The organism is Thiohalorhabdus sp. Cl-TMA (assembly GCF_041821045.1).
Classification (GTDB): domain Bacteria; phylum Pseudomonadota; class Gammaproteobacteria; order Thiohalorhabdales; family Thiohalorhabdaceae; genus Thiohalorhabdus; species Thiohalorhabdus methylotropha.
This window is the reverse complement of sequence record NZ_JBGUAW010000001.1, coordinates 214466-229681: the sequence shown is the minus strand read 5'-3', so window position 1 is coordinate 229681 and position 15216 is coordinate 214466. Positions and strand designations below refer to the sequence as shown.

The following is a 15216-nucleotide window of genomic DNA, read 5'->3' as shown; positions in this document are numbered from 1 at the left end:
ACTGGGAACCATGGCAAACCCAGCCCCACATACTTGGGATGGTCACCAGACCCTTCCGATACATCTTCCCCCAAAAACGGAAGAGGCTTGTTCGTCTTGGTTAACTAGGCTAGCCCTCGCCCATGGCACCAATTTAAGAACTTTGCTTCTTTGGATTTTTGGAGAAAAGGAGAAGTTACCTATTGACCTGGAAGCCGGCCTAGGTTTTAAGCATATCCGATTAATAGGAAAAGCCACAGGCTTCAAACCAGAGGAGGTGTCGAAAACAACATTATATAATGAACAAAGTAGCCCAAATGAGATTCACCTTATAAAAAACTGGGTCCTTCCAAATACCAGCTTAAATGGGCTTGATAGATTTCCTACCTTTCAATTTTGCCCTCTATGCCTAACCCAAACAAACGAACCATATTTTTTAAAAAAATGGCGCCTAAGTTTTTACCTTGTCTGCCCCGAACACAAAAATTTTTTAAGCTCCGGGTGCCCCCATTGCTATAAAAATGTTGGGTTCCAAACCTCTATCTTTAGAGCTTTTAGATTGAACATATGCCTCCATTGCGGTAAGGATATAACAAGAAAAATTGAATACACAGGAAAACTCGACAATTCAGTATATGAATTATTAAAAATTCAAGAATCCGCCTTAAAAAGAGTAAAATTTCCTGACGAAGAAATTTCCAATTACAGCCAAAAAGAATATGAACACCATTTTGAAAAAGCGATCCAACTTGCCAACTTCCCCTTATTAAAAAAGGCTACAACCTCCTTACATAACTTTTCTTATAACTCATTATCATGGGCGCAATTACTTAATAAATATAATTTTCCCACTATTTTTAATAAGGCAAAACAACATGAAAGAGCCTCAAAATTAAGGCTCGCTTCAAAATTTTTAAGGCATTTTCAGGATTACATTTACCAGTCAAACAGAAACGAAAGTATAGAAATACTAGAAAATATTAAGTTAAATTATATTCATTGGGCTATTGGAGAAATTCTCAATGGAAAAAAGCTGATCGACCTAAGTTTTATATTTGAACTGGAGAAATATAAATTTTGGCTGGCGGATGATGGCAGGTTAAAAAATTTTAATTTTGAATGGTCAGGAGAGTGGGATTTTCCCCAACCTGGGCGGTGGGGAATATTAAGTCAATTTCGGGAGGACCATTTAACACGCATTGGGATGTGCCCAGGGAAGGTCTTATACCTTTCAATAAAAGGAAATTTATAAGTCAATTTTTTCGTATTTTTTTATTAAAGGCCCAAATAATTTTTCCGAAAAACTTTAAAAAATTTACCTTCACTTCACTCTTAAAGGGGTTTTCTATTTATAAATTCTCCCTACCCCATAACAAGTCCCACGACCCATACAACAAACCCCACCCCTATAAAGCCAAGTCCAGCCTACAAGAATATTATCAGAAAAAATCAAACCGGATTCTGAGGAATAAACCATCTTCCTAGGAAACTAGGGACCCTTTGAAGGGCCACTTTGTCTATATAATTTTTTCCCCTTATATTTAATAATTCTTCCGAGGATAGTCCAGGTCGCTTAACTGGTGCTTATTAAGATTCTTCCTGGAATCACCCGTTGTAGATTTTAATATGCCGCTACTTTATTGGCTTGCTCGCGTGGAAAAGCTTGAGATGCGTGCCATTTTTGTAAGGCCAAACGCCCAGTGGCTTGTCGGTGAGTTCCGCGCCCGGATCTGTCCGAATGACCAACGGTAAGCCCCGAAACCAGCAGCCCTCCTCCATGATCCCAATCACGGGCCAGCCAGAGCCAACCTTATAGACGACACCTATTGTCTTCTTGTTGAAGCCAGCGGCAATGGCCAGGGTATTGACTCACCGTCCGTTGGTCGGCCGTCCATAAACTAGCCATCATGTGGTCCTGCGGGCAATTTCAGCTGCTCCGAATCCACGACCATGCCCTGCCGCTTTTTCCTGCGGCAAACCACCAGCCTCGTGACGTGAAAAAGTCGATACGACCTGGAATCCTAAAACGGATCAGCCCGGCCTTATTCATTTTTAGTAATGGAATGTTTTTGTGACAAGGTGCATTTATTGCTATTTTCGAAGCCGCGCCCGTTAACTTAGATACCAACATATCCTTAATGGAGGCAATTTCTTGCAAAAAGGATCGTTCACCTCGGGTTGGAGTTCCCTGATAGCAGCCTCTAACTAGCCAAGTTGAAGATTTCGTATTCTGGGAAGCTCTTAGAATTTCAACTCTACTCACGGTATTCGGAAATATCTGATGAAAATCGAGCGCGTATCGTTAACAAATTTTCGGTCCTTTGGGCCGGGATCAACCGTCATTGATTTTGAGAGGGCTGTTACTTGTTTAATCGGGAGCAATGGCGCTGGAAAAACCGCCGCTTTCCTGGCTCTCTCCAGGATTTTTGGCACCGGGTCAAATCAAAGAAAGGTTCGTCGGCAAGACTTCCACATTCCGGCTGCCACCGAAGAGCTTGAATCTGGGGCGTCCCTCGGCGTTGAGGTGGTCCTGGGTTTTCCGGAACTTGATGGCGAAGAGGATGAAGATGTCGCGGACGCCGTGCCCGAGTTTTTCCGCCAGATGGCCGCCTCAGGCCCAGGGGAAAGCCTAAAGTGCCGATTGGCTCTTCGAGCAACATGGACGGATGACGGGACACCGGAAGGTAATGTGGACGAAGAACTCCGGTGGATCACCACCCTTGGGGACGATTTCGAATGGTCCGAATGCCCCCAGGTGCAAGCCGTAGAACGTGGTTCGATTCAACTCGTTTATTTACCGGCGAGCCGGGATGCTGCTACCCAGGTTACTGCCCTGCTAAAGGGCCGGCTTTGGCAGGCAGCACGATGGTCCGACAATTTCAGGGAATGCAGTACCCAGTCAGCAAACGACCTCCAAAATGGATTTGAAAGAGAGGCGCCCACAGAGTTCATTATCCATCGCCTTAATAGACGATGGCAGGAGGTACATGAAGGAGATACGGACACAACCCCTAGGTTGCGCCTGGTCGAAAATCGGCCGGAGGAGCTAGTCAGGAAGGCGGAATTTTCTTTCTATCCAGACGAAGCTGGACAGGAAAGGGCACTTTCAGACCTTAGTGACGGACAACGCTCCCTGTTTCATATCGCCCTGACGGCGGCGACTCTTGAGGCGGAACGTGACTCACTTTCCAGTGGACAGGATGAAAGCCCATTTGAACAGGAAAAGTTGCGCCGGGCACATCTTACCCTTCTTGCCATTGAAGAACCAGAAAATAGCCTTTCCCCATTCTTTCTTTCCCGAATCATGAGGCAAGCTCGGGACCTTGGAGAGATGCCTTCGGCACAGGTAGCCCTATCTAGTCACTCTCCAGCAATCTTAAGTCGTCTCGAGCCTGAAGAGATCCGCCACTTCCGGCTCGATCAACCATTGCGCAGCACCTCGGCACGTAAGCTGGCCTTGCCGTCAGATGACCAGGAGGCAAGTCAGTACATCCGGTTAGCCGTTCAGGCATATCCAGAGATTTACTTCGCACGCTTCGTAATACTCGGGGAAGGTGACTCGGAGCGTTTCATTATCCCTCGAGTCGCCGAGGCTATGGGGATCCCACTAGACCCCTCCTTCGTACCAGTCGTGCCGCTTGGGGGTCGCTATGTTACCTATTTTTGGAACCTCTTATCAGATCTGGGGATCCCTTTTGCCACACTCCTTGATCTCGATCTGGGACGGGCACATGGCGGAGTCGCTACGCTACATGATGTCATTTCTAAATTAACTGAAGCAGGGCAAGATTTCGGGGAGAATCCGTTTGTTTTGGCAGGCGAAATCGATCCAGAGAATATCAAGGACCTAGACCCCGAAGAACTCTTAGAGGATTATGAAAATAGTCCCTGGCTCAAGGCTCTAGCCCAAGAAGGTGTGTATTTTTCGAGCCCCCTCGACATTGATTTTTCCATGCTTTCCGCCTTTCCCACCGCCTATATGCAGCCGAGGCCTGGAGGACGTGGCCCTCGGGGACAACCTGATGATATCCAAAACAAAAAAGCGGTTTCTTTAAAAACGAGCGGAAATCCCAACCTGTATCCCCCTGACTATGACGACCATTTTAAATGGTATCCGTATCTTTTCTTGGGTCACAGCAAGCCTGAAGGCCATGTTGCTGCACTAAGCCGAATCAATGCACAGAGCTTGGCACAAAATGCGCCCCCTGAGTTGAGGGCAATTATTAAGTATGCTGGTCGGAAAATCGGACTTTGGGAAGATGAAGAATGACTTTAGTCCGGCCGGAGGACTGGTATCCTCAAGGTGTTGATGAGTTAGAGCCTAAGGCATGGGAAGCTCTTAAAGCTGCAGGGAGTGTGCTCGTTACCGCGGGTGCCGGGTCTGGGAAGACCGAGTTCCTAGCGCAAAAGGCGACCTACTTTTTGCAGACAGCCCTTTGCCCTTCACCCAAACGAATTCTTGCAATCAGCTTCAAACGTGATGCCGCACGTAATCTGGCTTCCCGAATTGAGAAAAGGTGTCCGCCGGATCAGGCTCGCCGTTTCGATTCCTATACCTTCGATGCCTTCGCAAAGGGGCTGCTAGATCGCTTTCGTGCCGCCATCCCGGACCCCTATCGCCCTTCCGGTGAATATAGAATCATCTTTCCAGGAAGGACAGAATTCGAAGATTTTCTTCAGCGCCGCGAAATTCGCAGCGTGAATACTAAGCAACTTGAGTCGGCAATTATTCGGACGCGCCTTCCAATCCGCCGCAACGGCCGATTGGGGCGAATCGTCCAATCGTATTGGCAGGAACAGCTTGAAGAAAATGAGGAAGCCCTACTCTCCTTTCCAATGATAAATCGGCTCATCGATTATCTACTGCGTGAAAACTCCACAATAAAGCGGGCATTACAGCTAACCTACCCTGTGGTTTTTATCGACGAATTTCAAGACACAACCGATACCCAATTTCAGCTCATTAGAGAAGCGTTTGAAGGAAGTGGGGCTGCTCTAACCGCCGTCGGAGATGACAAACAGCAGATAATGGCCTGGGCAGGTGCGATGCACGATGGGTTTGAACGGTTTCAGGATGCGTTCACGGCCACCCATTTTTCGCTTGTTTCAAACTGGCGCTCCCATCCGGAACTGGTCCGCATTCAACAAGCTATAGCAAGCAGGATTGACCCGACGATTGAAGAGATAGAGGCACGAGGTACAAAAACTGTCGCTGGCCACATAGCCGCTATTTGGGATTTTTCTAACCGGGAAGAGGAAGCCGCAACAATCGGGGCCTGGGTTTCTCAAGAGATATTCTCAGGGGAGGTGAAGCCGCACAATATTGCGTTGCTTGTACGGATGAAGCCCAACGAAGTAGAAGAGGAGATCCGTCCCGAGTTGGCCCGCCATGGATTAAGGCTAAGAAACGAAGCACGTGCTGTCGGGGACATCCCCATTCAGGACCTTCTCGGAGAAGACCTTACGGAGATTTTTTTGCCACTCCTTCGCCTGGGTGCTTCTGAAAGGGACGCTTCCAGTTGGAATACCGCCCTTCGTAATTTCCAATACCTAGAGGCGGCTGATCCGCAAAATGATTTCAAGCAGCAGGCCATTCAACAGAACTTGGAGTCTTTCGTCCGAGTCCTTCGCGGGATTATGCGCCGTAATCCGCCTACGAGGGAAATTGCTGATGAACTGGCTTGCCAATTGCTGGAGAAGGTCGACGAAGACAAGTTACGCCAAGCTTTTCCGTTTTATCGTCGACAGCGGGATTTCGACAGGGTATGGGGCGGATTTCGCCAATTGCTAACAAAGTGTGCAGAGCAATCGCCAACCTGGTCCCAAGCCATTGACGAGTTTGTCGGTTACGGCCAAATACCCCTTATGACCATCCACAAGAGCAAGGGGCTTGAGTTTCACACAATGATCTTTTTAGGCTTGGATAACCAAAGTTGGTGGAGTCTTTCCCCCGACAAACCACAAGAACTGAACGCTTTTTTCGTAGCGTTCACCAGGGCAGAGCAACGAGCATTTTTTTCCCTTTCTAGGGAGCACGGACGGCCCGTTACGTGGCTAGAAAATCTTCTCGAGCCAGCAGGTATGGAGCGAATTCACGGTGGCAGTTTAACCGAGAGCTGAGGCTTTGATTCCTGACTTTTCCATATTTCTGTTCCTCGATCCCTGATTCAACTGCCATAAGTGAACGGTATAAATGGGGCCACCAAAACGAAATACGTTTCAGGACTGGTAACAGGTCAGAGTCTTCTTCTAGTTTTACTAGTAGGGGTGTGTACTTTTGCAGCGTACGGGCATCCCGGCGGTACCGATGATCTAGGTTGCCACAACGAAAGACAGGAAGGTGGCTATCACTGTCATTCCGGCCCCCTTGAGGGCCGGGAGTTTGCCTCGGCTTGGAAGGCGGAGAGTGCCCTTGCGGCGGAGCGTCGGGCTGGGGGACCCCATGCTACAGGCTATGAGCGGGACGCCTATGGGGGTTGGACCGACACCGATAGGGATTGTCGGGATACTCGGACCGAGGTTCTTCTCGACCAGGCCCGGGGACCGGTGGAATGGGAGACGGCGCGGGAATGCGAGATCGCAACGGGCATCTGGAGGGGCCCCTATACCGGGGAGATCTTCCGTGATCCTTCCGAACTCCACATTGACCATGTGGTACCCCTGGCGGAAGCTCATGAAAGCGGGGCCGCCACATGGCCTTCGGATAAAAAGCGTGAATTCGCAAACGATCCGGCCAATCTGCTTGCCGTGGAGTCGGGTGCCAATATGAGCAAAGGAGCGGAAGGGCCCGCCGACTGGATGCCCCCCCGTCATGCTTTTCACTGCACATACGTGAAGCGGTGGAGGAAAGTGAAAGAAAAGTGGGATTTTAAGTATGACTATATAGAGGCGACGCGAATAGAGCGAGTCCTTGAAAGGTGCGCTCAATAAGTGGCTTCGGGATTCCAGGATGGTAACCGGGGGTCGTATGACGGAGAACGTTTTCGGTGGGGCGTGGACTTTATTAAAATTGGGGGCATTAGAGGACTACCTTCACGGTTTTACCACCGCACTGAAAAAGCAAAAATTTAAGCTGCTTTATATTGATGCCTTTGCGGGTAGTGGGGCGGTTAAAACAAAATATGGGGACCCAAAGGAAGCTAAGGGGTCAGCGCAGGTGGCCCTGGATAACGGGGGATTTGATTATTATTTTTTTATTGAAAGTGATGAAGAAAGATACGAGGGTTTGAGGAGTATTAGAAAAGAACATAGCGATAAGAAAATAGCGGTTCAACTGGGGGATGCGAATTCTGTTTTGCAGGAAAAACTCCCCAATCTAAATACAACGAATTGGCGCGGAGTGATTTTCCTTGATCCTTATGGGATGGAATTGGATTGGAGAACGCTTGAAGTAATTTCAGCCACCCAGGCCCTGGATGTTTGGTATTTGTTCCCTTTGAGCGGGGTTTACCGGCAGGCTGCGCTTGATTTTTCATCCATGGATGAGGATAAGAAAGCGGCCATGGATCGGATTCTTGGTACGCAGGAATGGCGTGAAAAGATATACAAAGAGGTTGATCAAGGGGAACTGTTTGGTTCTCGACCAGTTCGAAGGGAGCCGGGCCCTGACGATCTAGAAAACTTTGCCCGAGAACGCTTGGATGGGCTATTTTCGTCGGTTCTGCCTCCCAAGCGACTATGTATGGAGAATTCCCCCCTGTTTTCACTCTTTTTCGCCACCTCCAACCCCAACCCTAAAGCGATTGGGCCAGCAAAGCGAATCGCTGGTCACATATTAAACAATCTCAGGTAATGCTGGCATTTCGTCCCAAGTTTTCCCACCTAGGTCCCGGCCGTTGGCCTTTTTGCTTCGAAGGACTCCATCTGGCCCCCAAGCCCCCCACTGTTTAAAGAAAAATGGAACTCCCTGGTCTTCGCAACGGTTTTTGATGTTCTCCACCCATGACGGTTTCATAGGCCTAGCCTTAGGCCCAGATTCTCCCCCAACGATAACCCACTGAATTCCCTCCAGGTTTATATCTCCCAGGTCCTCCAGTAAGGGCTCCGCAGATAGAAACCGCACGGGAGCAGCTACCTGCCGGAGTAGCGGGATTCTTGGCACTCCATACCTTTGGTCTTCAACTGAGACCCCTAACCAAAGGTTTTCGGGACACTCCCTCTTTTCAAAAAAGGCGGGCAGAACCTCCGCCCGCTTGGTTAGCACCTGATAGGTGTGCTGCGGCGTCCTTCGTATGACATCCAGCACCTGATCAATGAATTCCGCTGGCACTCCCTCCTGAAAGAGATCGGACATGGAATTCACGAAGTAGATGGTAGGCCGCCTACGTTTCAGAGGTTGCTCTAGGCGCTCGGACTGAATGCTCAGCTGGAACCCGTTTTCATAGCCGGGGACCCCCATCCCCTGGAGCCGGATGGAAAGGGTTTCGGCGTAGCAGTGCTTGCATCCCGGAGAAACCTTGGTGCATCCGGTAACCGGGTTCCAGGTCTCCTCGGTCCACTCGATCTTGGACATACGGCCTTTCCTAGCTAGTCCCTGACCATGGTACTGAGGTTTTTCCTGAGGAGAAAGACTAGCACTCGTTCTCTATTCGTTCTACACCCGTCTCCGATGGAACGGCAATCGTGAGAACCGGACCACCTCTGCCCTGTGCTCAAGTCTCAGAGCCCCAGCGGGCGGATGCGTCCTCGTCAATTTCCAACTTCGGAAGCTCTGCCACAATGCGACGGGTTTGCAGGCTAACCTGTACCAGGCACTTAATAAGATTGACGATGTAGTAAGGGTCATTGGAATAAGCATTAGGGTCGTTGGTGATCCCGCTCTTGTCGTCCGTGGTGACCTGATACCGCTCCAGGACCCACTCAATGGGGGATTTGCCGTTGACCTGGTAGTCGTAGGCTTCCAGTGGGATGCCGCGAAGAGTGAGGGTGTCATTGACCACAATGGTGGTCTTGTCCGGAGTTCGAGTATTGCCGCCGAAGCGCATTTTGTCGTGTACCCGGGGGTCCCGCGTTTTCCCCGGGGTAATCACTTCCTCAAGGCGAGAGGGCTGGACGTTCTCATAATTCAGGTGCCAGTCACCCAACTCTCGGCCAGCATTGCTGAAGGCCCAGAAATCGGTCACGAACGGGATCCTTGGAAGGCCTCGGCGGAGGTTGTTGCGGAATCGCTCTCGGTAGTCGTCGCTGTGGAGGAGACCATAGACGTACCAGAAGATGGCCTCCTTGGTTATGGAGGAATCTTCGTAGTGCTGCCGATAGGCCTCCAACGCCCAGTCGGTTATGGCCTCATGGCGGATGTAGCCGTGCTCATCCGGGATAGCCTCACCTGCAAGCAAGTGTTGGCCCGAGGCAGTATCCTGTCCGGCCAGGAGGTTGCCCTGTTCGCCAGGAGAGGCCGAATGCCCAACGTATTCATACCAGTAGAGGGGAAAGCACTGGCCCTTGGAAATCATTTCAAGGTCAACCACAGTATCGGCTGCCATTACCGAGAATGGTTTGGCAGCTCCTTTGCCTGTGACGGCAATCACCCAATTGGCATGGTGGGGGGTGGGGAATAGGCTAGGGAATAGATAAAGTCGGTTATTAAAAAGCCGATCATAATAGTAGAAGTCTTTGGTGAAGGGTCGATACACGGCCCGGACAACTTTTTGGGCCTCAAAGAGCTCTTTTTTGCCTCGTCGAGCGTCGTTGAATAGGTCGTCATCCCAGGCGATACGGGCAGGGTCGGTGTCCACGCTCCGCTTGGCTTCATCCAAGGAATCCGCCCCACCCGCTTCTTCAAGCTGGTCCACCTCCCTGTTGTAGGCCTTGATCATGCCGGTCATGTTTTCTTCAAGGGCCTGTCGGGAGAAGTTATAAACCCACCAATCTCTGCCGCTCATAACAGCCCGGGAATAGGTCCCGAAAATGGCCGGACCTTCTTTTTCCTTCTTGCGCCCGATAGCCGGGAAGGTGTCGAAGGCTGGATCTCCCTGATTGACCCATTCCCCTCGATTAGTGGGGCGAACAACGGTCATGGGGATTCCGCTCAGGTCCTTGTAGTGGCTCAACCAACCCAGCTTCTGCTCCCGGGTTAGGTAGTCCCCGATGTCGTGATAGAGGAGCTGGCATCCCCCTTCATGGTTTGGATCCTTGACCATTAGGGTGATGGCAACCGGTGCTCGGGAGCCTTGCCCGAAGACCTTTCCACCCTCCCGGCGGGATTCTTCCCCGGAGGTCCGTTGGTTGCCCCTTAGGTTTACCACATAGAGGTAGCTGAACTCCTCCACCAAGCTCTTGCGTAGGCCATCCGCCGCGTTCCCATCGATGAAGGAACCGTTGGTCACGAAGGCCACCACACCCTGCTCTCCGATCCGGTCTGAGGCCCACCGAATGGCGCGGATGTAACTGTCGTAAAGGCTGTTCCGTAGCTGAGCGGAAGAGTGAGCCGCATAGGTTTCCCGGATTCGCTCATCCAGGGCCGGATAGGGCTGGTTGGCGTTGGTCTCGTGTCCGCTTTCCTGCCAAGCGGAATAAGGGGGGTTGCCGACAATCACCTGTATATCGGTTTTCCGCTGCCGACGGGCCCGCTCACTGTTGGCCGCCAGCCATTCCTGCTCGCGGATATCGTCCCGCTGTGCCCCTTCGGCCATGGCGAAGGTGTCCGTCAGAACCATTCCCGAGAAGGGTCGGTGTTCCCTGGTGGCCTCGTGATAGGCGGTTTCGATGTTTATGGTGGCGATATAGTAGGCCAGTAGCACGATCTCGTTGGCGTGCAGCTCCGAGTCCATCTTTCGGGGAAGGTCTTCCGCGTCCATGAGCTGGAGTTGGAGCATCCTCACAAGGAACATGCCGGTGCCGGCGAATGGGTCGATGATATGAACCCCCTCGTCGCCTAGATTCCGGCCGAAATGCTCCTGGAGGGCGTGCTGGGCCGACCGGTTGATGAAGTCCACCACTTCGGTCGGTGTGTAGACGATTCCTAGGCGGTCCGCGATACCGGGGAAAGCTCGCTGGAAGAAGGTATCGTAGAGGTTTCGGATCACGTCCTGCTTGGACTTGTCGCTCTTGGCAAGCCGTATACGGTCCTGAACCTGGCTGTAGAAGCGTTCCAGGCCCCCGGCCTCCTCCGTGAGGGCGTACTCGTCCAGGCGCTGCATCATCCGATCAAGAGCCGTGGCCACCGGGTTGGTCTCGGTGAACTGGTTGCCCTCGAACAGGGCATCGAACACCGGGCGGGTGATGACGTGCTGGGCAAGCATCCGGATGGCGTCCGGCTCGGACACCGAGGGGCTGATGCTGCGGTGAACCTCCCCCATGAATTCATCGAAAGCGGCCCGGCCGTCCGGTTGGGCCACAACCCCCTCAATCCGTTGTATGAGCCGCTGGGCCATATCCGCGACCTCTTTGGCCCAGTTGGCCCAATATTCCCGATCGCCGAGCTTCTCCGGGATAACCGCGTAGACCGAATCGGCGATGTCTTCGATGGGTAAGGGTTGGAGATCCAGGGTAAGCTGATCCTGGCCCTCCTTTTCGTTCCCCTCACCCGAATTGCTGTCCTCAGCGGTCCCGTCTTCCACCTGGATCTTGCGTCGAAACTCGGCCTCATCCACGAGGGACTCGTCATGGGCTCGCAGGGCCTTGATGACCTTCCAAATGCCTTTGAACTGGTCATCCTTGCGGATGTAGTTGTCGAAGTTGCCCACCTGATCCCGCGGGATCCCGACGGGAAGGATGATGTAGCCGTATTCCTTGCCTTCCACCTTCCGCATGACCCGGCCCACCGCCTGGACGATGTCCACCATGGACTCGCGATTGTCGAAGAAGATCACCGAATCCAGGGCCGGCACATCGATCCCTTCGGAAAGGCAGCGAGCATTAGATAGCACGCGGCAGGTGCTGGGCTCGGCATCGCTTTCCCGGAGCCAGTCGAGGGCCTCCTGGCGCTCCATGGCGTTCATGCTGCCGTCGACATGCTGGATATCACAGGCCAAAGCATCGCTTCCGGAACGGCCAGTCTGCTCAAGGTAGGTATCCGTCAGGCCCTGGAAGGTGTCGCGAACCCGTTTGGATTGCTTGATGGACTGGGAAAAGGCGACGGCCCGCTGCATGGGTTCAGGGTCGCTGGTGAGGTCCCGTTCTTCGCCTTCCGTGGTGAGCTCCCGGACAGTGTGCTTGGCCAGCCCCTTATAGGCCCCGATGATCTTCTGGGCGAACTTGGTGTCGATGGCCCGTGTGTTGCCTTCGCGGGCGTACCTGTTGGCCAGATCCCCCATGGCCTCCTGGTCCACCGCCACGATGAGGACCTTGTAATCGGCAAGCAGCCCTCGCTCCACGGCTTGCCCGAAATCCAGGCGATGGAATTCCTCTCCGAAGGTGTCGGGGTCGTCCATGGAGTACATGGCGGCGTCCCGCTCGTCGGCCCTCTTCTTGGAAGGCTCGGCGTAAATGCGCGGGGTGGCCGTCATGTAGAGGCGCTTGGCACCAGCCACGTTGCGGTTGTCGTGGACCCGAACGAAGTGGGAGACCTTGTCGTCCTCGGGCAGGGTGAGCCCCGTAGTGCGGTGGGCCTCGTCACAAACGATCAGATCGAACTCAGGTAGTACCCCGGCGGCTTGGGCCTGTTCGATCGTTTCAATGGACTGATAGGTGGAAAACACCACGCGACGCCGGCCGTCGTCGGTGCGTTCGAACTGAGTGCCGAGGGTCTCCGGATCGGTGGTGGCGGGGAAGGCGAGGTCGTGAACCGCCAGGTCCTCGGTCTCCCGGCTCACCTTGGTATCGGAGCACACGGCGAAGGCATGGAAAGGAGCCTCAGCCTGTTGAGCCCACTCCCGGAGGGTCTGGCCCACCAGAGAAATGGATGGCGCCAGCACCAGCACCCGTTGCGCTCCCATTCGCTCCATCAGACGCAGGGAGGTGAACGTCTTGCCAGTACCGCAAGCCATGATGAGCTTGCCGCGGTCGTCGGATTCGAATTTCTCCAGGGAGGCCTGGATGGCTTCTTCCTGGTGGGGCCGGACGGATTTGGTGGGGACCAGCGGGATTTCGGTGGCCCTGGTCGGATCGAAGGCAGACCAGTCCACCCGACTTTCCTCCAGGTCCCGGAGAAACAGACGGGCGACGGGAGGCGTCTGGTTCTCCAGGGCCTTTTCCGCGTGGGAGGACCAGTGGTCGGTCGTGGAAACGATGAGACGCTGAGCGAAGTTGTGTTCCTCGCCGTCACTCGTGGCGAATCGGCGGCCCGAAGCCGTGAAGAAGGCGTCGATATCGCTGCGGCTTACGGTCTGGTCGGGCGCATAGAACTTGCACTGGATAGCCCAATAATCCCCGGTGGTGGTACGGGCCACCAGGTCGATTCCCACATCGGTGCTCCAGCGGTCCGGCCATTCGCCCCAGAGCCAAACCTCTTCGAACATGTCGCTGTACGGCGGGTGGACCCGGAGGTACTCCTGGAAGAACCGCTCGAACATGCGGCCCTTGCCGTGCTCGTCACGAGCTACCTCACGGATTTTGGCTAAGAGGCCTTTAACCGTAACCGCACTCTGGGGTTCAGTCATTTCCCACCCTTCTTCCTGTTGGTTTGGGCCGCCGGTTATTTGTCCTTCACTGTCCTGCGGAGGAACCGGATTCTACCGGGACACAAAGCGGGCCTGGGCGCATCATTTTCCACTTGGTGGTGGTTGGGATACGGGGGTAGAGGGTAACGGGTTCAGGACAGAAAATCAGGGGATGAACAGCCCCTGCTAGATATTGCAAAAAGAAAGGATGGTGATGTTTTTCCTCGACTGTGAGGCTTCCAGCTTGGATGAAAAGCATAGCTAACCCATCGAGGTGGCATGGATGGACCTTACCACTGGAATCATCCGGTCTTTCCTGATCAACCTTACCGGTATTGAGGATTGGACCGATTGGAACCTCGCTGCCCAGGGGGTGCACGGCCTGTCCCGAGCCTACCTAGCGAAACATGGGCTGCCCCCACGCCAGGTGACCGAGGAGGTCTTGTGACAGCTTGGTAGGAAGACAGTGATGGGAATGACGCCCTCAGGTACTTGGTCGACCTCGCCCGTGGGGACGTCACCGCTTACCAGATGGCCCGGGAACGGCCAACCAAAGGGCATTTACACCCACCGAGGCGCCAACGACGTGCACCACCTCCTGGAGGTCGCCAAATCCTGCTGGGAGACTAACATGGCCCTATTCTGCGCTTTTGAGGCTGTTGCGATCGGGGAATATGAGTCTTCCGTACAACAGTTTTAGGGTCTGGGGCTATGGTCTTGGCCGCCCCCAACCCATAGCATCGAGGCCCGGCCTCACCCATGGCTTTTGGGCTGCTCGGCTGGCTGGTTCCGGTGGACGTGAATTTCTCTTGAGTACCCAACGGCGGTCCCGCTCAGCCGGAAAGCAGGCCAAAGCAGAGGCCTAGAGCCAGAGCCGATTGGAAGGCGAGGTCATTGGAACATACGGGGGAGATGGGGATTTGCGAGCAAGGGCTCCGGCGGCGAGCGGTGGCGAACCGGCTATACCCTGACCTTCAGGATTTGTGCTTCTTGGCCTGGTGGTTGACCCAGAGCATTACAGCCAGACCCAACAGTCCGGCTCCAACCCCGGTCCCACCGAGCCGGGTGCTCTGGGGCCGAAAAGACAGGGCGTACCCCAGAGGATGATCACGCCAGCAAAAGATAACAGCACATAATGGCCGCCTATGCGCCTACTTTTTATCCCGACCACGACGGGCCTGGCGGACTTGACCGATGATGCTCACGGCGCCCAGAACCCCTAGGATGACGGTTCCGAACAGCATTACAATTGCTCCGTCAGACATGCTGCTCTCCTCAGGTCTTACTGTCGGATCACTTCGTGCCTTTTTGACGTTTACGATCCTGGTGCTCAGTCCAAACCACAATTGCCGCTATAATGGCGCCGTCCCCTATATGCCGATGGCCCGTACGGTATTTGCGCAGGACCCGCATAACACGCCCCCCATTACGGTCATTCCGGCCCGAGATACCAGCCGCCGGCACCGCATGCACCGCCTTCCCTTGATGCGGCAACCCTTGCATATAGCTGGTTTCCGCCCATGGGGGGTTCGGACGGTCTTTCCACACCTCTCGCATGCAACCTTTCGAAAAATTCGAGCGTAACAGGTTTGGCAATAGGCCCACTCCTCATGGATAGCTTTTACTCTTCCTTTTTCCAGCCTTCGGCCACATTCATCGCACCAATGATGGGTCCCGAGCTGAGAGTTGGGTGCAAACC

Annotated in this window: 7 protein-coding genes; 5 read left to right on the top strand and 2 right to left on the bottom strand. The window is 53.5% G+C overall.

Annotated features, from left to right (window positions below; genetic code table 11):
* Positions 1 to 10 precede the first annotated feature (10 nt).
* The 5 genes from ACERLL_RS01020 (at position 11) to tcmP (ending at position 7771) form a co-directional block, all read left to right on the top strand.
* Positions 11 to 1231 carry a TniQ family protein gene (locus ACERLL_RS01020; RefSeq protein ID WP_373654190.1) on the top strand — a complete coding sequence of 407 codons (1221 nt, stop codon included), beginning with the start codon at positions 11 to 13 and terminating at the stop codon, positions 1229 to 1231.
* A gap of 1029 nt (positions 1232 to 2260) precedes the next feature.
* On the top strand, positions 2261 to 4249 hold the full coding sequence (locus tag ACERLL_RS01015) for an ATP-dependent nuclease (RefSeq protein ID WP_373654189.1): 1989 nt from the start codon (positions 2261 to 2263) through the stop codon (positions 4247 to 4249).
* The gene (locus ACERLL_RS01010) at positions 4246 to 6099 is read left to right on the top strand and encodes a UvrD-helicase domain-containing protein (RefSeq protein ID WP_373654188.1); all 1854 of its coding nucleotides are present in this window, start codon (positions 4246 to 4248) and stop codon (positions 6097 to 6099) included. Before ACERLL_RS01015 ends, ACERLL_RS01010 begins: the two co-directional genes overlap by 4 nt.
* Positions 6100 to 6159: 60 nt before the next feature.
* Positions 6160 to 6909, top strand: a complete 750-nt coding sequence (locus ACERLL_RS01005; protein WP_373654187.1) for an HNH endonuclease — start codon at positions 6160 to 6162, stop codon at positions 6907 to 6909.
* 37 nt (positions 6910 to 6946) lie between these two features.
* A complete protein-coding gene (gene tcmP / locus ACERLL_RS01000; RefSeq protein ID WP_373654186.1) occupies positions 6947 to 7771 on the top strand; it encodes a three-Cys-motif partner protein TcmP in 825 nt (274 codons plus the stop codon).
* On the opposite strand, the gene ACERLL_RS00995 is transcribed toward tcmP, so the two are convergent.
* Both ACERLL_RS00995 and ACERLL_RS00990 read right to left on the bottom strand, forming a co-directional pair.
* Positions 7754 to 8491 carry a DUF5131 family protein gene (locus tag ACERLL_RS00995; RefSeq protein WP_373654185.1) on the bottom strand — a complete coding sequence of 246 codons (738 nt, stop codon included), beginning with the start codon at positions 8489 to 8491 and terminating at the stop codon, positions 7754 to 7756. The two genes, tcmP and ACERLL_RS00995, sit on opposite strands and share 18 nt — an antisense overlap.
* A 139-nt stretch (positions 8492 to 8630) precedes the next feature.
* The gene (locus tag ACERLL_RS00990; RefSeq protein WP_373654184.1) at positions 8631 to 13517 is read right to left on the bottom strand and encodes a DEAD/DEAH box helicase; all 4887 of its coding nucleotides are present in this window, start codon (positions 13515 to 13517) and stop codon (positions 8631 to 8633) included.
* Positions 13518 to 15216 lie beyond the last annotated feature (1699 nt).